18 protein-coding genes and 1 tRNA gene are annotated in these 18,597 nt (G+C 59.9%); 7 read left to right on the top strand and 12 right to left on the bottom strand.

Annotated features, from left to right (window positions below):
• The first annotated feature begins 77 nt into the window (after nt 1-77).
• The 3 genes from AB8A38_RS25080 (at nt 78) to AB8A38_RS25070 (ending at nt 4,571) form a co-directional block, all read left to right on the top strand.
• On the top strand, nt 78-1,676 hold the full coding sequence (locus AB8A38_RS25080; RefSeq protein ID WP_439087821.1) for a DUF6538 domain-containing protein: 1,599 nt from the start codon (nt 78-80) through the stop codon (nt 1,674-1,676).
• A gap of 485 nt (nt 1,677-2,161) precedes the next feature.
• Nucleotides 2,162-2,428 carry a hypothetical protein gene (locus AB8A38_RS25075; RefSeq protein ID WP_439087820.1) on the top strand — a complete coding sequence of 89 codons (267 nt, stop codon included), beginning with the start codon at nt 2,162-2,164 and terminating at the stop codon, nt 2,426-2,428.
• Nucleotides 2,429-2,645: 217 nt separating this feature from the next.
• Nucleotides 2,646-4,571, top strand: coding sequence for a hypothetical protein (locus AB8A38_RS25070; RefSeq protein ID WP_439087819.1), 1,926 nt, complete (start codon nt 2,646-2,648; stop codon nt 4,569-4,571).
• 161 nt (nt 4,572-4,732) lie between these two features.
• Here the strand turns inward: AB8A38_RS25070 and AB8A38_RS25065 are convergent, their stop codons facing one another.
• Nucleotides 4,733-5,116 (bottom strand): hypothetical protein, encoded by a 384-nt coding sequence (locus AB8A38_RS25065; RefSeq protein WP_439087818.1) that lies wholly within the window; start codon nt 5,114-5,116, stop codon nt 4,733-4,735.
• Nucleotides 5,117-5,119: 3 nt separating this feature from the next.
• Nucleotides 5,120-5,704 (bottom strand): hypothetical protein, encoded by a 585-nt coding sequence (locus tag AB8A38_RS25060; protein WP_439087817.1) that lies wholly within the window; start codon nt 5,702-5,704, stop codon nt 5,120-5,122.
• 101 nt (nt 5,705-5,805) lie between these two features.
• On the opposite strand from AB8A38_RS25060, the gene AB8A38_RS25055 reads away from it, so the two are divergent.
• The 4 genes from AB8A38_RS25055 to AB8A38_RS25040 all read left to right on the top strand — a co-directional run bounded on the left by AB8A38_RS25055 (nt 5,806) and on the right by AB8A38_RS25040 (nt 8,197).
• Nucleotides 5,806-6,486 carry a recombinase family protein gene (locus tag AB8A38_RS25055; RefSeq protein WP_439087816.1) on the top strand — a complete coding sequence of 227 codons (681 nt, stop codon included), beginning with the start codon at nt 5,806-5,808 and terminating at the stop codon, nt 6,484-6,486.
• Between the two features lie 142 nt (nt 6,487-6,628).
• Nucleotides 6,629-7,054, top strand: coding sequence for a hypothetical protein (locus tag AB8A38_RS25050; RefSeq protein ID WP_439087815.1), 426 nt, complete (start codon nt 6,629-6,631; stop codon nt 7,052-7,054).
• Nucleotides 7,047-8,039 (top strand): TIR domain-containing protein, encoded by a 993-nt coding sequence (locus AB8A38_RS25045; RefSeq protein WP_439087814.1) that lies wholly within the window; start codon nt 7,047-7,049, stop codon nt 8,037-8,039. Before AB8A38_RS25050 ends, AB8A38_RS25045 begins: the two co-directional genes overlap by 8 nt.
• A gap of 89 nt (nt 8,040-8,128) precedes the next feature.
• Nucleotides 8,129-8,197, top strand: a tRNA-Ala gene (locus AB8A38_RS25040).
• 429 nt (nt 8,198-8,626) lie between these two features.
• On the opposite strand, the gene AB8A38_RS25035 is transcribed toward AB8A38_RS25040, so the two are convergent.
• The 10 genes from AB8A38_RS25035 to AB8A38_RS24990 all read right to left on the bottom strand — a co-directional run bounded on the left by AB8A38_RS25035 (nt 8,627) and on the right by AB8A38_RS24990 (nt 18,597).
• Nucleotides 8,627-9,142, bottom strand: a complete 516-nt coding sequence (locus AB8A38_RS25035) for an Lrp/AsnC family transcriptional regulator (RefSeq protein ID WP_089266090.1) — start codon at nt 9,140-9,142, stop codon at nt 8,627-8,629.
• Nucleotides 9,143-9,367: 225 nt separating this feature from the next.
• Complete coding sequence (locus AB8A38_RS25030; RefSeq protein ID WP_439087813.1) at nt 9,368-10,129, bottom strand: SDR family NAD(P)-dependent oxidoreductase; 762 nt, start codon at nt 10,127-10,129, stop codon at nt 9,368-9,370.
• The gene (locus AB8A38_RS25025) at nt 10,126-11,634 is read right to left on the bottom strand and encodes a class I adenylate-forming enzyme family protein (RefSeq protein WP_439087812.1); all 1,509 of its coding nucleotides are present in this window, start codon (nt 11,632-11,634) and stop codon (nt 10,126-10,128) included. The genes AB8A38_RS25030 and AB8A38_RS25025 overlap by 4 nt, the downstream gene beginning before the upstream one ends.
• Nucleotides 11,635-11,658: 24 nt before the next feature.
• Nucleotides 11,659-12,648 carry an ABC transporter ATP-binding protein gene (locus AB8A38_RS25020; RefSeq protein WP_439087811.1) on the bottom strand — a complete coding sequence of 330 codons (990 nt, stop codon included), beginning with the start codon at nt 12,646-12,648 and terminating at the stop codon, nt 11,659-11,661.
• A complete protein-coding gene (locus AB8A38_RS25015; protein ID WP_439087810.1) occupies nt 12,626-13,648 on the bottom strand; it encodes an ABC transporter ATP-binding protein in 1,023 nt (340 codons plus the stop codon). The genes AB8A38_RS25020 and AB8A38_RS25015 overlap by 23 nt, the downstream gene beginning before the upstream one ends.
• 7 nt (nt 13,649-13,655) lie before the next feature.
• A complete protein-coding gene (locus AB8A38_RS25010; RefSeq protein WP_439087809.1) occupies nt 13,656-14,501 on the bottom strand; it encodes an ABC transporter permease in 846 nt (281 codons plus the stop codon).
• A 3-nt stretch (nt 14,502-14,504) separates the two neighbouring features.
• On the bottom strand, nt 14,505-15,473 hold the full coding sequence (locus tag AB8A38_RS25005) for an ABC transporter permease (RefSeq protein ID WP_439087808.1): 969 nt from the start codon (nt 15,471-15,473) through the stop codon (nt 14,505-14,507).
• A gap of 14 nt (nt 15,474-15,487) precedes the next feature.
• Nucleotides 15,488-17,062, bottom strand: a complete 1,575-nt coding sequence (locus tag AB8A38_RS25000; protein ID WP_439087807.1) for an ABC transporter substrate-binding protein — start codon at nt 17,060-17,062, stop codon at nt 15,488-15,490.
• 90 nt (nt 17,063-17,152) lie between these two features.
• A complete protein-coding gene (locus AB8A38_RS24995) occupies nt 17,153-17,587 on the bottom strand; it encodes a PaaI family thioesterase (RefSeq protein WP_315843672.1) in 435 nt (144 codons plus the stop codon).
• Nucleotides 17,584-18,597 carry a quinone oxidoreductase family protein gene (locus AB8A38_RS24990; protein WP_439087806.1) on the bottom strand — a complete coding sequence of 338 codons (1,014 nt, stop codon included), beginning with the start codon at nt 18,595-18,597 and terminating at the stop codon, nt 17,584-17,586. The genes AB8A38_RS24995 and AB8A38_RS24990 overlap by 4 nt, the downstream gene beginning before the upstream one ends.

The raw sequence follows: 18,597 nt of genomic DNA, 5'->3' as shown, positions 1-18,597 counted from the left end.
ATTTGGTCATTAGATCAACACCTTACTGAAACTCTTGAGCCTTTTGCGTCGCCCCTGATACACACGGGTGATACACAATGGCTTTGAGAATGACCTGTCCTACCAAGCGCGTTGGCTCCGACAACTGGTTCTTTCGTAAGCGTATCCCTGCTGACGTTCGTGCCATCCTGACCCAGTCACCCGGCCTCCGACCGCCGCGATGGTTCAAGGACCACATCAGCATCTCGCTCGGGACACCTGACCGCGATACCGCCAAAGCCAAGTGCCCAGACGTGGCCGCTGAGGTGGAGCGGCAGATCGCTGCCCTCCGAGCTGGCCCCAAGCCGCTTACTCAGAAGCAGATCGCCGCCCTGTCAGGGGAACTCTACAAGGCGTTTGCGGTGGGCCTTGAGGAGAACCCTGTTCTGACGCCCCAGCAGTGGCTTCGGGTGGCTGCGATGAATGAAGAGGCGCGTCAGGGACGGTATGGCGCGGTAGCTGCACTCGGCATCTTCCAAACCCCTGACGATCGCCGCCGGGCGTCGATGGAAGACCGCTTTGGCAAGATGACCGACCTCTACCTTATCGGGCGGGGCGTGATCACCGATCTTGAGAGCCGGTGGAAGCTTATTGAACGCGCGTCGGTCGATCTCTCGAAGGCTGCGGAGAAGTTGGCCGCGAATGCTGACGGTGACTACAGGCCTGACACCTACGTCAAGCGGTTCCCGGCCTTTGAGGAGCAGGCTGCGGATGCCCCCGCGAAGTCACTCACCGCGCTGGCTGAGGCGTGGCACAAGGCGGCGCTCCATCGGGGAGTGAGGAAGCGCGACGCAGACCGGATCAAGAGCCGGTTCGAGATGCTGATAGCCTTCCTGCAGCATGACGACGCTGGTCGCGTGACAAAGCAGGACATCGTCCGGTGGCGTGACTATCGGCTCGAACAAAAAAAGAGCGTCAAGACCATCAATGACAGCGACGTTGCATCGTTCAGCAATGTGTTCAACTGGGGCGCGGAACGGGGATGGCTTGCCAAGAACCCCGCCGAGGCTGCGACCATCAAGACGAAGCGGCAGACCGTCAAAAACCGTCCAGAGTTCTTCACCCAGAAGGAAGCCGTGGCGCTCCTTCGTCATGCCACAGCCACCGTAGGAACGAAGCGAGAAGACCCCAAGACCACCGCCGCGAAGCGATGGGTGCCGTGGCTGCTGGCCTACTCTGGTGCCCGCGTCGCTGAAATGATCCAACTTCGCAAAGGCGATCTCCGCGAAGACCCGGATCATGGCTGGTACATTCGGCTTACGCCCGAGGCCGGCGGCATCAAGACCAACAAGTTCTGCGATGTGCCGGTCCACGAGCACCTGATCTCCATCGGGTTCGTAGACTTCGTGACACGGTCGCCCAAAGGCTACCTGTTCTGTGGGGTTGGGAAGGACGGGACAATCGACGGCCCTGCCGGCGGGGTCTACAGCCGATTGCGTAAGGAAGCTGTCACCATCGTCGGCGAGGAAGACGTTCAGCCTCTCCACGCATGGCGCTACACCTTCAAGACATACGGCTTGGAGGCGGGCATTCAGGAGATCACCCTGGACGCCATCTCGAACCATGCTCCGAAGCATCAAGGCGGAAGATACACGAGGGTGACCCTCAAGGCGCGGGCTGAGGCTATGGCACAGTTCCCGCGTTACGTCACAGATTGACCGCTTTGCGTAGACCTCTCCAGAGGTCTCAACTTATTTTGGCAGCGGCGTCTCAACTGGAACGCAGAGCGCAAATGATGTGGAGTTGGCTTGCTTGCTGTACGGCCTCTCTCCGCTGTCGAAGACAATGACCGCTTGCTTAAATGCGTCCATACAAGCCTCCTTGGACTTGAAGTATCCAACGCGGGTTTCACCCATCAACAACACCCACACAAGCGCCGCACTTCCGAACATTAGTCCTACCTTCTCCCTCGAACCGACCAGTTTCGAGCTAAGCTATGCATGCTCGCTCGTGATCGGACCACTACCGTCGAAGGCTTAAGAAATAGAGACGGATGACTGACCTGGGATTATTCTCGCCTTGCGATCAACCCTGAATGTTGACCAATCTGCTCTCTACTGCCACTCTGTGAGAGGCAGCAGTCCCCTGCCTTTCGTAGACACTCTACGATTGGCAACCATCATCACGATGAAGCTGGGACACCATGCAGAACACCATCAACACATCACCACGACAGCCCATCACGCTCCTCGGACGCATCGGCGCTGACCCATCGCGGTTCATCACCGTCCGCGACTGGTGGCGTGAGAACGAACCGGCAGACCTTCTCGTCAATCCAGAAGGCACCTTTCGTAGCGAGGAGCGGTCCCTGCTGAAGCTCTGCGAAGAAAACGGCATAACCTACCGCTCTGCGACTGACGCCTGTGCAGCAGGCTTCCCGGTGTGGCTGTTCCTGACAATCTCCATCTGAAGGGTTGCTCTCTCGCCCATCTGACGTGCGCTGTTTCACCGTGACTGAGGTGAACCGGCCACAACATCTTGTGGGTCGCGAATAGGTTGCCTTTCTACCCGAAAGAACGTCTTGGACACCATCACAAGTGCCCTCCGTTCTGGACAATCCAACAACGCTAGCTCTGACGCCCCGGTGACGGGTCGCTCCTGTCCATCTCTGGACGGGGTGTCGGAGCATGGCATCAACCGAAAACCAGAGCATGCAGACACAGACATCACACCTAAAACTGGTATTAGTCGCTTCGAGCCTCGCAATCCCGTCCACGCTGGAGGGGGTCAACGCTCCTCTTCTTCTTAAGCAATCGTTACCCCCTCAGCCGGGATCGCTGGCAATTGAGACGATCCGGCGACTTCGAGCTGACTTCCTGACCAAATCCCACAGGCCGTCTGACCTGATGTGGAATGCGATCTCCGACATCGTCTCAACCGTCGAATTGATGGCGGACGGGATGGCGGCAGATGCGATCCACCTCAGCTCGCTCGATCCCGGCGTCGGCAAGACCCAGTCCATCGTTCAGTTCCTTCCGGTCCTTCTGTCTTCCGAGCGGCACAAACATGTGTCAGCCATTATCTGCGCAGGAAGGCTGAGGCAGATCGAGGATGTGATCCGGGACGCTCGACGTGCTGGGTTGAATGATGACGACTTCGCCGTCTTCACTTCTGACGAGGAACTGAACGCACTCGGTCGGGGGAGGGAACGTCGGCAAGAGGCGCGGGTCTTGTTCACGACCCACAGCATGGTCATGCGACATTGCGAGACTGCTGGTTCGTTCACGGAGGCTGACGACTTCCACTACCGCGGTCAACCACGGCAAGTGCGTGTCTGGGATGAGGCGATCACCCCCGGCCTTGCGGTCACACTCAGCCGCATCGACATCACGTCGTTGATCAAACCCGTGTTCACGCTCAATCCCGACCTCGGCAACAGGCTGTCCCGTTTGTTCGAGGACCTTGGCGGCATGACCGATCAGGATCAATTCGTGGTTCCCGATCTGGAGACCGAATACGGTGTTGATCTCAACAGTCTTGAACGTCTGTTCCGCAATTCCCCGGACGGTCTCAAAGCCGCAAACTCGCTGTGGCTGCTGTCTGGCAAGATGGTCACTGTCCGCGATGAAGGCCTGCAGGGCAACGCCATCCTCGACTATCACGAGACGCTTCCCGAGGGACTGGCCCCATTGCTGGTTCTGGACGCTTCCTCGCGTCGGGCCGTGCGGGAGACCTACAACGTCTGGGACGAGAAGCGCGGCGGCATCATCCGTTTGCGTGAGGCACCCAAGGACTACAGCCCACTGACGATCCATCACTGGGACAAATCAGGCGGCAAGACGGCCTTCAAGGACCCTACTCAGGGAGCACGTCTTGTTCGAGGTATTGCAGGCACGATCAACACAAGGGCCACCGAGAGGTGGCTTGTGATCCACCACAAGAACGACCAGTTCGAGGACAAGGTTCGAGGGTTGCTCGCGACCGATGCGGATGTCGCGTTCTTGAACTGGGGAGCGCATGACGCGACGAACGACTACGCGGACGTGCCCAATGTCATCCTTGCAGGCACGTTGTTCTTCCGCGCCTCTGCCTACGAAGGACTGGCTCGGGCGTCGGCAGGCTTCCCATCTTCTGAGGGGTTGTTACCGAAGGCCGATGTCGAGCGAGTACGGCGCGGGGAGCATCGTCACCTGATCCTGCAAGCGATCTGCCGAGGTAGGGTGCGGAAGTGCGAAGATGCCAAGTGCCCACCGTCAGATGTCTATGTCATTGCCAGCCGTGGCTCTCGGATAGCCGAAGAACTACCGAGCATCTTCCCAGCCTGCAGCGTAACGCCGTGGCGACCGGAGGGCCGCAAGCAACTTCTCGGCAAGGTAGCAGATGCAGTGGCGTTCATCAGAGAACGGACTTCCGATGGATCGTTCATCTCCGATGCCGAGGTCAGACGCCATCTGAGGATCGCCGACAAGTCCAACTTCCGCAATGCCATCAAGAAGCATGCAGACTTCATCGAAGCTCTGGACGAGGAAGATATCGTCACCAGCCGTCAAGGCAGACACTCCGGCTTCCTCCGGCGCGTGGCATTCCTGTTCGGCAATGTCGGGGAAACATGACGGCAGAGAACGATAAGCTGGTGAAGGACCCCACCGCAACGAGCCGGATAGCTGCTGCATTGGCTTCAGCCAAGCCCCCCCGGATAGTCTGAGAAAATCTGTGAAGTCCCACCCTCGACCCGGTCTTGTGGTGGGCTTCCCCCCTACCGGGGTCTCTCTGCTCAGAAGGGCAATTCACCAAGCTCGTCTAGGATGGTGTCAATGATGCGATCTGTACCCAAAGCATGGCGCCTTGCCTGATCAAACAGCCTTCGCATCGTAGGATAAGGCTTCGAGCTTGCCGGCTCGATGCCGTCCGCGAACTCTTCAGACAATTCAACATCCGTGAAGGCGTCTGCAACGTCGCCGTTCTCGTTCAGCAGCGTAATGACGTAGTCATGCTCACCGTAGGACTGTTGGCTTTCAGCCTGCCGCAACAGTAGGGTGTAGTTGTGGAACGACAATTGGAAGGCATCGTCCACGGGCGAAGACTTCCAGTCCATCTCCCCGGCTGTTGTCTTCTCCGAGAGTAGCTGGACCATACGCCACTGCTTTTTCAAAGACATCTGTTACACTCCAACTTTCATTGCTTTTAGGTCACTCAACACGATCAGCAGGTTTTCGATGTCGTCGCTTAGAAGCCTGTTGAAGCGTGCCACATTCAGCTGGCTTTGATTTTTCAACGATCGCTCAACCAAGTCCTCTATCTGACGAAGGTTCGCGAGTGCTTGTTGAACCGTGGTCTTCTGATCGTCGGATAGCTCGACCTGCGCCGTCCGCAGGTTCGCCAAGAGTTTCCTTATGTGAGCGTATCTGTCAGGCAGAAGAGGCCAGTTGGCCTCTCTGTGTAGACGCTTAATTTCCTCTAACGCCGTTATGGCCGCTGAGAACTCAACCACTGTATCCAGTAGTCGCATCGACTGCATGGTTTGCTTCGCGGCCAACTCTGCTCGCTCAGCTGCGCTCCTCGATCTGACTACACCGATCACGGTGACCGTGAAGCCAATAAGCGAGATGACAATCCCGCCAACGCCAGTCAGGTCGCCAATGCGGTTGACCTCAAGCCAATGCAGGAACTGAGCGTAGTATGTGAGATCGGCGGCGGGCATCGGCACCATTGGCGCTAACAACCTAAACTCGTCAAGCACCGGCATCACCTCCCTTCGGATGATCCCCAAGTGGCTGTGGACGATTGACAATGACGCCATAACATCTTAGTCATCGTTCGTTGATTGTGATGTGAAGGGGCGTATTGATGGCTGAGGGTGCGTTCGTGGCTTACTGTCGGGTGTCCACCGCGCGACAAGGCAAGTCGGGGCTTGGCCTCGAAGCACAACGGGATGCCGTGCAGAGCTACCTGAACGGCGGACGGTGGTCCCTCGTTGGCGAGTTCACCGAAGTCGAGAGTGGCAAGAAGAGTGACCGGCCAGAGCTGGCAAGGGCGCTGCAGGCTTGCCGCGTCTACGGTGCCAAGCTGGTAATAGCCAAGCTGGACCGACTGTCACGCGACGCACACTTCCTGCTGGGCTTGGAGAAGGCCGGGGTGGACTTCGTGGCCGCTGACATGCCCCACGCGAACCGGCTGACTGTCGGCATCATGGCAATGGTTGCGGATGAAGAACGGCGCATGATCTCCCACCGGACCAAGGTCGCCCTCGCCGCTGCCAAGAAGCGCGGCATCAAGCTGGGTGGCAATCGCGGTGCCAAGCTCACCGCCTCCGCGCGGAAGGCTGGTCGAGACAGTCAGGCAGACGATGCCCGCAGTCGCGCCGCCGACCTCGCGCCGATCATCCGCGAGCTGCAGCAGAGCGGAACCACGTCATTCAATGGCATCGCGAAAGCGTTCGAGGAGCGCGGCATCCCGACCCCTCGCGGCGGATCGAAGTGGAGCGCCACCCAGATCGCCCGTATCGCCGAACGGCTGCAGGACGCCTGATCAACCTCGGGCAAACCGATCTTTGTGACGCTATCAGTGTATTTGCTGGCTGCGCCACTTTGTCTACCAGTTGTGCCCCTTGCGGTTCCCGTGCGCATTACCATGTATCAAGGCAGGGTTCGAGAAGTAGCCGGAGCCTTCGATGCCGCCCGAGAAGTTCGCTGAACTGCGTGTGAAGCACTTGGAGATGGTGCAGGCGCTCGTCACACGGATGGCGGGCTACGGGGTGTCATTCAAGACCTACTGCATCACCGTGGTGACGGCAGTTCTGGGTTTCGCATTCAGCCTGAAGGTGCCAAACGTCGCATTGCTTGCGCTCCTGCCGCTGCTGACCTTCGCCGCCATCGACGCCCAGTACCTGCGACTTGAGCGCCGCTTCCGGGGCTTATTCAACGCCGTCCGAACACAGGACTGGGCGACACCGCCGTCCTTCGAGATCAACCTAAGCAGCGCACCACCGTCGTCATACTGGTCGGCGCTGAGCAGCTGGTCGATTGTCTGCTTCTACGGCTTGCTTACAATCGGCATTGTCATCGCAGTGATCGGAGCGCGGTACGCCTATGGCTGACAATTACAATCCGTTCAACAGCCTGCTCGGGCTCGGAACCGTTCCCACGACACCCAAGCCATCACCCGAAGTGCAGGCGCTCGTTGATGCGTTGCGGGGCGCTTCATCAACAACACCTTCGCCGACCTTTGGCATGGGTTTGCTCGGAGCGATCTCGTCGCCAAGTCCCACGTTCCTCGGTGGGTTACTTGATGTCAGTTCGTCACCGACCGCCTTCGGCAGTCTTGCACCTCCGCCCCGTGCATCACAGTCCGCGAGCGACATCGCCCGCATCTTGTGGCCGAACCAGACCCCACCGACCCGACCAGTCGCGCGTCCAGCAGCAACACCAGCGATCAAGCGCAGAGCTTTCTTCTCGTTCCACTTCGGCGGCGACAGCCTTCGGACCAATGTGGTCCGGAACGCCTGGAAGATCGACCATCCAAGCAGCGAAACCATGAGGAGCTTCTACGACAGCAGCCTCTGGGAAGCTCGCAAGCTGACCAATCCTGACAGCATCAAAAACTTGATCCGCGCTGGTGTGAAATACACTTCGGCCGTGTGCGTGCTGGTGGGCTCCGAGACGTGGGCGAGACGCTGGGTCCGTTACGAGATCGCTCGGGCTATTGCCGATGGCAGGGGCCTCCTCGCCGTTCACCTCAACAGCATACGCCACCACCGGACGCTCACTGCTCACACGAGAGGCCCCAACCCGCTGGACTTCATGGCCATCGGCAAGGTGCAGCCGAACTTGCTCAGCCCTGCCCGCTATCACCTCTTCGAGAAGTTGGCGGTTCCGGATGGCCTCGGCGGGTACAAGTGGGGCTGGTATCGCTACAGCGACTACATGGCCGCTGTTGACCTACCTGACTGGATGGCAGAGCCTGCCGATGGGTACGTCGTCCCTCTGTCTGACCACGCCGATGAATACGACTACATCCTCGACGGAGGGCACAGCAACATCGGCAAGTGGATCGACAGAGCCGCGAAGAGAGCGGGCCGGTAGCCGTTCAACGAAGTGACAACGATCCACCACGCTGATACACAGCTCGAAGATCAAGCGAAGAGGCCACGCCTAAAAGCTCAACAATTACAGTAGTGAATTGGTAGCTCACTCCATCTGCATTGGAGAATTTGACAGTTCAATCCTGTCTGGCAGCACCATTTTTCCCTGTTAAATCAATAAGTTCTCCGGACCGAGGCACCTGACAATCAGGCGTCTCGCGGCAGACAGAACGCGAAATCGCGGTTCAATACGAAAATATCCGGGGCTCTGTTCCCTGCCCGTTCCAATCGCCCGGCATAAGCAGCCATATCACCGGACTCAAACGAACTTGAAACAGCCCCCTTTGCGGGGGCGGTACGCTTGTGGCTTTGAATGATGGACCAAAATCGAGATGACCGCTGGATCCCGCCCTAACCGGCGGTTTTTTCGTTTGGCGCATATAATGCCTCTGCTGACCCCCGTCGAACCGTAGAAGACACAGGTGCGATCGGCCGGCACGTACCGCTCTAGCCGGAAATCGTGGAACGGTGCTGCCCGCAGCACACGAACGATTACACTCCATACGGCAGCTTCGGAGCCGCGGCATCTCAATGTGACAGGGAATGCGCCGCTGAAGATATATCGCCCCGCCCCTGCTTCACCAAAGCATTCATGAGTGGCAATTCGGTCGTCGACTTGATCTGCTCCATCGTGAACATTGACGACACATCATGCAGATCAATCTTGGCGATCAGCCGCTGATAAAGATCGTCGTAGGCCCGGATGTCCGAGACCACAGCCCGGATCAGATAATCCACGTCGCCGCTCAGGCGATAGAAATCGACCACCTCGGGGAAGCTGACGACGATTTTCCGGAAACGCTGAACCCACTCCGCGTTATGCTGGTTCGTTCGCACGGCGATGAAAACGCTGACACCCAAATTCAGCTTGTCTGCATCGAGAAGTGCGACGCGCCGCTTGATGTAGCCAGAGCTTTCGAGCTTCTGGATGCGACGCCAACACGGCGTGGAACTCAGGCCAACGCGATCAGCCAGGTCCTGCATTGAAAGGCTGCTGTCTACCTGGAGTGCCGCGAGAATTTTGCGGTCGAGCTCGTCGAGCATAGTTGCCTCCGATGAAAGGTGTACGCAGAATATTTCTGCCGTTCATTGCCATCGTGACGCAATGCTATTGCGAGATTTGAAAGTTCGCGAGCATAAACAATTGTCACCGCTGCGCATTCGAGCGGCAGGCTGGCGTCAAAAGCGACGTCATCGACAGCACGGCGTGGAGCTTCGCTCCGCCACGGCGCGTCGTCATATCGGCTCGTTGATTGACTTCGGGGCCCTCTACAGCCGCTGGCCACCGCTGGCATCGATCTGCTGGCCAGTGACCCAGCCTGCTTCGTCCGACGCGAGAAAGGCGACCACCCTTGCGATATCGTCGGGTTGCCCGACCCGGCCGAGCGCGATTGTCTCAGCCACTGCGCGGCTGGCCACCGGATCGCGCGCGACGATGTTCATGTCGGTCGCGGTCGCACCGGGCATCACGGAATTCACGGTGATCTGTCGACCGCCGAGATGAACAGCCAGCAAGCGGCTCAGCGCTTCCAGACCCGCTTTGGCCGGAGCGTAGGCGGCCATGGTCGGATAGGCCGAACGCGTCCCCATCGACGAGATGTTGATGATACGTCCGCCATTGCGAAGATGCGGCATCAACCCCCTGATCAGAAAGAACGGCGATTTCAGATTGGTCTGCAGCAGAAGATCGAAATCGTCCTCGGAAATATCCTCAATGACCGCGCGTTTTCCGACGCCGGCGTTGTTGACGAGAATATCGAATGCAGGGCTGCCATAACGCTTGGTCAGTTCGGCACCTAGATCAGCGGCCAGGGAAGTTGCTCCACTGCGTTCCGAGAGATCGGCCTTGATGGCAAAGGCATTCCCCCCAGCAGCGACGATGGCCGCCACAGTCTCATTCGCCGCATCGACCGAGGCGTTGTAATGGACCGCGACGGTTGCGCCATCCTTCGCCAGGCGACGTGCGATAGCCTGACCGATCCCCCGACTTGCGCCGGTGACCAGCGCGATCTTCCCCGCCAGCCCGCTCATGCGGACCAGCCGTGACTGGCTTCCAGGCTGCGCGCCCGATCGATCAGCGCCTTGCGATCGATCTTGTTGGTGCCCGCCCAAGGCAGTTCGTGGACGAACTCAACCCGCCGCGGGTGCTGATATGCCGGACCATTGGCGATCGCGAACTGACGGATATCATCGAAGCTCGGCGTGGGCTGCTCGCGCGTGACGATAAAGGCGACCGGCACCTGGCTCCGTTCCTCGTCGGGCAACGGCACCACTGCCGCCTGCTGGACCTGCGGGTGACGTTCCAACAGCTTCTCGACTTCACCCGGATAGATGTTCTCGCCGGAGCAGACGAACATGTCATCCGCACGGCCTACGAAGAAATAGAAGCCGTTGGCATCGCGGCGCATCACATCGCCACTATAGTACCAGCCGTCGGTCAGCACCTTGGCGGTCTGCTGCGGCAGATTGTGATAGTGATCCAGCACTGCTGGATTCCGCATCAACAACACGCCTTCGTTCTCGGTGCCGCTGACGAGCCGGACATCCTCCAGACGGATCGGATAACCCAAGCCCAACGGCGGCGTCGGGATCTTGTCGGGATGCGGGCCGAACACAGCCGGCCCCGCTTCCGTGGTACCGTAGCCCATCGTCATCACGACGTTGGGCAGCGCCTGCTTGATCCTGTCCCACAGACCCATGGTCATCGGCGCCGATCCAAGCATCAGGCGACGAACCGAGGTGATATCATTCTTCGCCAGCAGTTCCGTTTCCTTGACGACACGGGCCCACATGGTGGGAACGGCCGTGGCCGCGGTCACCTTGTACTTGGCGATGGCCTCAATATAACTGCGGGTCTCGAACGACGGCAGCACCACCACAGACGCATTCTGTGCGAAGATCGTTTTGATGGCAAACAGGCCATTCATGTGAAACAGCGGCTGCGCGATGATGTAGCGATCATCCTGATTGAGCGCACCGCTGGTCCGTGTCGAGATCGCCCAGAGTTGTCCGTAATGCGATAGCGGTACGCCTTTGGGCCGGCCGGTGGAGCCGGAGGTGTAGAGCATTTGCCCGACCTCTTCCCGCGTCGTCTCGACGGCGGTGAACGCTGCGGGCTTGATGGTCGCACTAAAGCCGCTTAAGCCGCTGTCGTCGAAATTGATGACGGGAATGCCGTCGCGCACCATCGGCCGATTGGCATTGTCGACGAATGCCAGCGCGATCTTCGCGTCGTCCATCACAAAATCGACGGTGTCGCGCGCAGCCTTGATATTGACCGGAACAGCGATGCATCCAGCGCGCATGATGCCGAAATAGCACATGATGTATTCGGCGCGGTTAAGCGACAGAATCGCGATATGTGTGCCGCGCTTGTAACCGTTATCGACAAGATACTGGGCGACCCCGTTTGCCATCTCGTCGATCTGACGGTGCGTGTAGCGCCTGGGATGCGCGGGATCGATCAGATCGATGACCGCGTCCCGATCGAGGTCACCGCTGCGATCGATCAGGTCACCGAGATTATTCCACCGCATTGGCAATGCTCCACTTCTGAGAATTCAATTGACCACTCGCGCTACACGCGGCAGCGCCGCGGGTTGTTCAAGCAGATCGTAGTGACAAGCCACCTTGCGGCCACCGGAGACATCGCGCAGCACCGGTCGTTCCTCGCGGCAAAGCGCCTGTGCATAGGGGCAGCGCGTGCTGAAACTACAGCCCGGCGGCGGATTGAGCGGGCTTGGCAACTCCCCCTGCAGCACGCTACGGGCGCGGCTCCGTGCGGTGCGCGGATCGGCGATCGGCGCGGCGGCGAGCAATGCCTCCGTATAAGGATGCGCCGGTCTATCCCAGACATCCTCGCTGCGGCCTGTTTCGACGATACGACCGAGATACATCACGATCAGCCGGTCCGAAATATGCTCGACGACCGAAAGATCGTGCGAGATGAACAGATACGACACACCCGTCGCCTGCTGCAGGTCCTCGAGCAGATTGATGACCTGCGCGCGCACCGAAACGTCCAGCGCAGATACCGGCTCGTCGCAGATGATTACCTTGGGCTTGAGCGCAAGTGCACGCGCAATGCCGAGACGCTGGCGCTGGCCGCCAGAGAACTCATGCGGATAGCGCCGCATCGCATCGGCCGGCAGGCCTACCTGTCCCATCAGCTCAATGACACGATCCTTGATATCACGGCGCGACCAGCCGGCGACGCTGAGCGGTTGCCCGACGATGGTGCCGACGTCGTGGCGTGGATTGAGAGAGCCGTAGGGATCCTGGAAGATCATCTGCATCGATTTTCGCGAGGCCTTCAATGCGCCGGCCTGCATCCGCGTGACATCGTCACCATCGAGGAAGACGCGTCCGTCGGACGTCGGCACCAGGCGCATGATCGCCTTGCCGAGCGTGGACTTGCCGCAGCCCGATTCCCCGACCAGCCCCACAGTCTCTCCGGGTTCAAGGTCGAAGCTCACATCGTCGACCGCCCGCACGACACCCTGTGCGCTCTGGTATTGGACGCAGAGACTAAGCACCGATAGCAGCGGCATCGCGCGATAACTCCTTCTCGGCAGCAAAACAGGCGGCGGAACGGTGCGGCAGCAACGGCGCCAGTTGTGGTCGCTCGGCACGGCAGCGATCAAATACATCGGGACAACGGTTCTGGAAGGCACAGCCTTGCGGCAAATCGGACAGTGCCGGCACATTGCCCGTGATTTCGACCAAGCGGCTGCCCCGGCGGCGCTGCGCCGATGGCGTCGCGCCCAGCAGCCCGCGCGTGTAGCGATGCAGCGGTCGCTCGAACAATGCCTCCACCGGCGCTTCCTCGACCTTGCGGCCGGCATACATCACGGCCACCCGGTCGGCGACTTCGGCAACCACGCCGAGATCATGGGTGATAATGATAAGGCCCATATCGGATGAGGACTGCAGCTCCTTCATCAGTTCGATGATCTGCGCCTGAATGGTGACGTCGAGCGCCGTGGTCGGTTCGTCGGCGATCAGGAGCTTTGGCCCGCAGGCGATCGCCATGGCGATCATCACGCGCTGGCTCATGCCGCCGGACATCTGGTGCGGATAATCGTTGAGGCGGCGTTCCGCATCCGGGATGCGCACCCGGCGCAGCAACTCGACCGCGCGGTCTCTCGCCTCGTGACGCGACACGTCATTGTGGCGCCTGATTGCCTCGATCAGCTGATCCCCGACCGCCCCCACGGGGTTCAGCGACGTCATCGGATCCTGGAAGATCATCGAGATGTCTTTGCCGCGAACCCGTTGCATCTCGCGCTCGGACAGGGCAGCGAGATCACGCCCCATGAAGCGGACGGCACCCCCGACGATCTTTGCCGGCGGGTTCGGCAACAGCCGCATGATCGCCAGCGCCGTCAACGACTTGCCACAGCCGGATTCACCGACGATGGCCAGCGTCTCGCCGGCCGAGACCGTCAGCGACAGGCCATCGACCGCAGGCAAAATGCCACGGCGCGTGAACAACGACACCTGCAGGTTCTCAATGGCGAGGATTGGCGTTGGACCGGCTTTGCTGCCCATGATCATCTCAGCGGTCCCGCAGCTTGGGGTTAAGCGCATCGTTGAGGCCATCGCCCACAAGGTTGAGCGCCAGCACAGTGAGCATGATCGCAAGACCCGGCACTGCGCAGATGTACCAGGACGAGCGAATGAGCGTCCGGCCGTCCCCGATCAGCTGTCCCCAACTGGTGACATTAGGATCGCCGAGCCCGAGAAATGCCACAGCGGACTCGAACAGAACGGCTCCGGCAACGACCAGTGATGACAGCACGATCACCGGCGGCAATGCATTCGGCAGTATCTCGCCGAACATGATCCGCAGGCTGCCCATCCCCATGGCGCGGCAGGCCTGCACGAATTCGCGATCGCGCAGCGACATGAACTCGGCACGCGTCAGCCGCGCGATCGGCGTCCAGGTCACGACGCCCACTGCGATGGTGACATATTCGATCTTCTGCCCGAGGATCGACACGATGGTCAGCACGAAGATCAGGTTCGGGATGGTCTGGAACAATTCTGTCAGACGCATCAACAGCTCGTCGACCCAGCCGCCGACATAGGCCGCAGTGGCGCCAACAGTGATGCCGATGATGGTCGCGGTGAGACTGGCGCAGAGGCCGATCAGAAGCGTGGTGCGGGCGCCGTGGGCAATCATCGCTGCAATGTCACGGCCCAGAGAATCCGTGCCAAGCGGATAACGCGACGACACGAAGGGCCAGATCTCCGGCCGCCCGACAATACGAAGCGGGTTGCGCGGGAACCACCATGGCGCGGCAATAGCAACACCGACGACGACCAGGACGAGAAACAGACCGACCAGCGCCGCGCGGTTGCGGGCAAAGCGCCGGGCAAAATCGAAGAACAATGTCAGCATGATCTACCTCGCCTTGATCCGGGGATCGAGCCGCAGATACAGCAGATCGACGGTCGCGTTGCAGACAGCGACCAGTAGCGAACCGAGGACGAGCACACCGAGCACCATGGGAAAATTACGGCTCATCACACTGTCGAACAGCAGGCTGCCGATGCCGGGCCAACTAAAGACCGCTTCGATAACGACGCTGCCGCCAAGCATGGTGCCAAGCTGCAATCCGAGCAGCGTAACGATCGGCAACATCGCGTTGCGCATCACATGTGCCAGAACCACGCGACCGCCCGACAGGCCTTTGGCACGCGCCGTTCGTACGAAATCCAACCGGGCCACCTCCAACATTGAGGCCCGCATCACGCGCGCGAAGGTCGCTGCGTAGAAAAGCCCTAGTGCTGTTGCGGGAAGGACGAGATGATGCATGACGTCCAGCACAGCGCCGATGGCGCTCTCGTCCACACCAATGGTGCGCATGCCGCCGACCGGAAACCAGCCTAGCTTAACCGCGAACATCACCGTCATCATGATGCCAAGCCAGAAGCTCGGTGCAGCGAAGAAGAATACCGCACCGAGCGAGATCAGATTATCCCAGATCGTGTTGACCTTGATCGACGCCAGCACGCCGGCCGTGACGCCCACGAGCAAAGCAATTCCGATCGCCGCCAGCATCAGGATCAACGTCGCCGGCAACTGCTGCATGATGACGTCGAACACCGGCGCATTCTGCCGGTAGGAGTAACCGAGATCGAGCCGCATCACCGACCAGATATATTTGGCAAGCTGTACCGACACCGGCTGATCGACGCCGTAGGTGTGTCGTAACTGATCCAGCATCTTCGGGTCGGTGATCTGCTGTTCGGACGTCATGACGTCGAACAGGCTCCCCGGCGCCAGATGGATCAGCACGAAGTTCATCACGATCACCGCAAAGATCAACGGGATGATCTGCGCGAGCCTGCGGATGATGATGCGGCGCATATTCGTCTCCGCTCTCAGCGGTCCAGCCAGACCTCGGCCCAGCTTTCGCCCATGAAGTCCGCCGTCAGCGAATGATCGCGGACATCGGAACGAGCGATCGTCACGGGTTCAAGGTCGACCATCGGCAGGACCGGCGCGTCGCTCGCTGCGAGCTTGTCGAACTCGTGCACCAGCGATACGCGCTTCTTCTCATCGGTCTCGATCGCCATCTTGCTGACGATCTCGTCCATCTTCGGATTGGAATAGCCGGTGGCGTTGCGGAAGGCCGCCCCCTTCACGATGCCGTCGGTCGTGTAATATTGCGTTGTCTGCGGGATCGGCTCGATACTGGCTGAATTGTTCGACACCGCGACGTCGTAGTCATAGTCGGTGTAGATGCGCTTCAGCGACGTCGCGCGATCGGGGATAGCCAGATCGACGGTGATGTCGACGTCCTCGAAGGCCTGCTTCAAGTACTGACCGATCTTGACATTTTCCTCGAACCACCCAGCCGACACCAGGCTCATCTTGAAGCGCGAGCCGGATTTCACCGGATAACCCGCGGCATCGAGCAACGCCGCGGCCTTTTTGACGTCGAACGGATAATCCTGGACGTCCTTGGTGAAGAAGATCGAATTCGAGAAGTGGAGCGCGCCAAGCGAGGGACGCGCGCGACCGAAGAAAACCGTATCCGCGATGAAGCTGCGGTCGATCGCATGAAGCAGAGCCTGACGCACCTCGCGCTTCTTGAAGATCTCGCGACGCTGGTTGAACTCGACACTCGTGATCCACGCCGAATTCGAATAGCCCTTGGTCTCGGCAACGAACTTCTTGGTTGCCGTCAGGCGGGCGATGTCCGGCGCAGGGATCGGATTGAATGTGCCTATGTCAAGCTGACCGGCCTCGAACGCGGCCGACCGCGACGCCGGATCTCGCCACCAGCGGATAACCAGCTTGTCGAGATAGGGCTTGCCGGCATTCCAATAGCTGTCATTGCGGACATATTCGACATGGCTGCCGCGCACCCACTCCTTGACCTTGAAAGGACCGGTGCCGATCGGCGTGTTGTTGACCGGGTTGGTGATGATGTTCGACCCGTCATAGATATGCTTGGGAATGACAAGACCCGCCTTGCCAGCCAGCACCGACTTCAGGAAGAACTCCGGCACCGGCACCTTGAATTTCAGCACCACCGTCAGCGGATCCACGGCCTCCGCTGTCTGTAGTGCATCGAGTGTGACGCCGGCAGAGATTGGCTTCCAGTATTGGATCGCATTGAAGACCAGATCGTCCGCGGTCAGCGGCTTGCCATCATGCCAGGTGACGTTCGGACGCAGCTTGATCGTGTAGCTGCGGAAATCCTCTGCCGGTTCGATCCCGAGAGCCAGCACCGGTTCGAATTTGAGATCGGCGGTCAGGCGGATCAGCCGCTCGAACACCTTGGTCGACGTGAAATACGGACTGGAGCCGCCACCCGCTGGAACGAACAGCGATTGCGGCTCAAATCCGCCCCATGTGCCGACCAGCGTGCCGCCGCGCTTCGGCGCCCCGGTTGCCGCCTTGGAAGAACCGGCAAAGCCGGAGGCCAAAGCAGCACCGGCTGTCGTCATCAAAAAATCACGTCTGCTAAAACCGCTCATTGTTCTTCCTTTGTTACAGACAGGAACCGGTCCGCCATCGTGCGCTGCCCGGCCCTGCTATTATTTTGCTTCAAGCGTCGAATAGGTGCCGCGGCCGATGGCGAGCAGCGCCCCCTTTTCGTCGAACACATCGACGTCAGCGACGCCGACGCTCTTGCCGGCACGGCGCACCCGCGACACAGCAACCAACGCGGTATCGACAGCCGGCTTCAGGTAATCGACCCGGAAGTTCACGGTCGGAAGGCCGCGCCCGACCATCATACCGACGGCGAAATCGCCGACGGTGTCGATGACCGAGGCAATGACGCCGCCATGCCATTGCTTGGAGCCCGGTCGGCGTTCGAATTCCGGCCGCATCGGCGACCGCATCGTCACTTCCTGCGTTTCCGGATCGGCCTTGATCACCTCAAGGCCGAGGAACAGGTTGAACGGCGACACGTCCAGCATTTGCTGAATCTCAGGGGCCGTCAGCGTTTTGACGTCGGGCTTGCTCACGGCGTCACCACGACTTTGCCGAATACCGCACGGTCCTCAATAACGCGCACAGCTTCCCTCGCTTCTTCCAGCGGATAGGTCTTGTCGATCAGTACCTGCAGCTTCTTGGCTGCGACGAGATCGAACAGTTTTGTGATATCGTCACGTTCCCAGCCGTTGGAGCCCTTGATCTCCAGTTCGAAGGTCCAAATGAAGCGAAGATCTTCAGCAGGTGAATAGCCGGCCGTGGCACCGCAGGTCAGAATGCGGCCGCCGAGCTTCAGACAGCGCAGCGATTTGACCCAGGTATCGCCGCCGGTGAAGTTGACGACGACATCGACGCCACCGCCTTCGACGAAGCGCCTGCGATGTGGCTTGCCGTGGCGCTCATAGATCGTCTTCATGAAGTCGGACTGCGTGTAGAGGATGATCTCGTCCGCGCCGAGCTCCGTGAGCCGCTTGCCCTTCTCCTCGCTGCCGGCACAGGCGATCACGTAGGCGCCGGCCAGCTTGGCGAGCTGGACACAGCACACGCCGACGCCGCCGCTGGCGCCAAGAATCAGAACCTTCTCGCCGGCCTTGATCTGGCCGATGGTGTTCATCATGCGAATTGCGGTGCCATAGGCGACCGGCAGCGCGGCCGCCTGCTCAAAGCTGACACCTTCCGGAATCTTGACGAGCTGATGCGCCTTGGCGCGGCAGAATTCGGCGAGACCGCCATCCTGGGTCTCGCCCATCAGGCCGCCTTCGACGCGGTTGACGGGATCGATCAGCACGCGATCACCGATATTCCAGCCGGTGACGCCCGCGCCAAGCTCGGTGATCTCACCGACCACGTCGAGGCCAATGATGACAGGCAGCGGCACCTTGATGCCGGGCATACCCCGGCGGGTGAAAACGTCGTGATAGTTGATCGACGATGCTCGCACGCGGATGACAGCGTCGCCCTCGCCGGCCTTCGGCGTCGGATAATCCGCCGTGAATTGCAGCTTATCGTTATCGCCGTGTTCGTGAAGGACAACTGCTCGCAT

It is taken from the genome of Tardiphaga sp. 839_C3_N1_4, from assembly GCF_051811045.1.
Classification (GTDB): Bacteria; Pseudomonadota; Alphaproteobacteria; order Rhizobiales; family Xanthobacteraceae; genus Tardiphaga.
The sequence above is the reverse complement of the archived record's forward strand: the minus strand, read 5'-3'. Positions and strand labels throughout refer to the sequence as shown.

Excerpts from the sequence above, each read along its gene's own strand:
- AB8A38_RS25020 (WP_439087811.1), bottom strand. The coding sequence starts at position 12,648 with ATGCCGCTGCTATCGGTGCTTAGTCTCTGCGTCCAATACCAGAGCGCA.
- AB8A38_RS25070 (WP_439087819.1), top strand. The coding sequence starts at position 2,646 with ATGGCATCAACCGAAAACCAGAGCATGCAGACACAGACATCACACCTA.
- AB8A38_RS25045 (WP_439087814.1), top strand. The coding sequence starts at position 7,047 with ATGGCTGACAATTACAATCCGTTCAACAGCCTGCTCGGGCTCGGAACC.
- AB8A38_RS24990 (WP_439087806.1), bottom strand. The coding sequence starts at position 18,597 with ATGCGAGCAGTTGTCCTTCACGAACACGGCGATAACGATAAGCTGCAA.
- AB8A38_RS25025 (WP_439087812.1), bottom strand. The coding sequence starts at position 11,634 with ATGCGGTGGAATAATCTCGGTGACCTGATCGATCGCAGCGGTGACCTC.
- AB8A38_RS25030 (WP_439087813.1), bottom strand. The coding sequence starts at position 10,129 with ATGAGCGGGCTGGCGGGGAAGATCGCGCTGGTCACCGGCGCAAGTCGG.
- AB8A38_RS25000 (WP_439087807.1), bottom strand. The coding sequence starts at position 17,062 with ATGACGACAGCCGGTGCTGCTTTGGCCTCCGGCTTTGCCGGTTCTTCC.
- AB8A38_RS25055 (WP_439087816.1), top strand. The coding sequence starts at position 5,806 with ATGGCTGAGGGTGCGTTCGTGGCTTACTGTCGGGTGTCCACCGCGCGA.
- AB8A38_RS25050 (WP_439087815.1), top strand. The coding sequence starts at position 6,629 with ATGCCGCCCGAGAAGTTCGCTGAACTGCGTGTGAAGCACTTGGAGATG.
- AB8A38_RS25015 (WP_439087810.1), bottom strand. The coding sequence starts at position 13,648 with ATGGGCAGCAAAGCCGGTCCAACGCCAATCCTCGCCATTGAGAACCTG.
- AB8A38_RS25035 (WP_089266090.1), bottom strand. The coding sequence starts at position 9,142 with ATGCTCGACGAGCTCGACCGCAAAATTCTCGCGGCACTCCAGGTAGAC.
- AB8A38_RS25065 (WP_439087818.1), bottom strand. The coding sequence starts at position 5,116 with ATGTCTTTGAAAAAGCAGTGGCGTATGGTCCAGCTACTCTCGGAGAAG.
- AB8A38_RS25010 (WP_439087809.1), bottom strand. The coding sequence starts at position 14,501 with ATGCTGACATTGTTCTTCGATTTTGCCCGGCGCTTTGCCCGCAACCGC.
- AB8A38_RS25060 (WP_439087817.1), bottom strand. The coding sequence starts at position 5,704 with ATGCCGGTGCTTGACGAGTTTAGGTTGTTAGCGCCAATGGTGCCGATG.
- AB8A38_RS25075 (WP_439087820.1), top strand. The coding sequence starts at position 2,162 with ATGCAGAACACCATCAACACATCACCACGACAGCCCATCACGCTCCTC.
- AB8A38_RS25005 (WP_439087808.1), bottom strand. The coding sequence starts at position 15,473 with ATGCGCCGCATCATCATCCGCAGGCTCGCGCAGATCATCCCGTTGATC.
- AB8A38_RS25080 (WP_439087821.1), top strand. The coding sequence starts at position 78 with ATGGCTTTGAGAATGACCTGTCCTACCAAGCGCGTTGGCTCCGACAAC.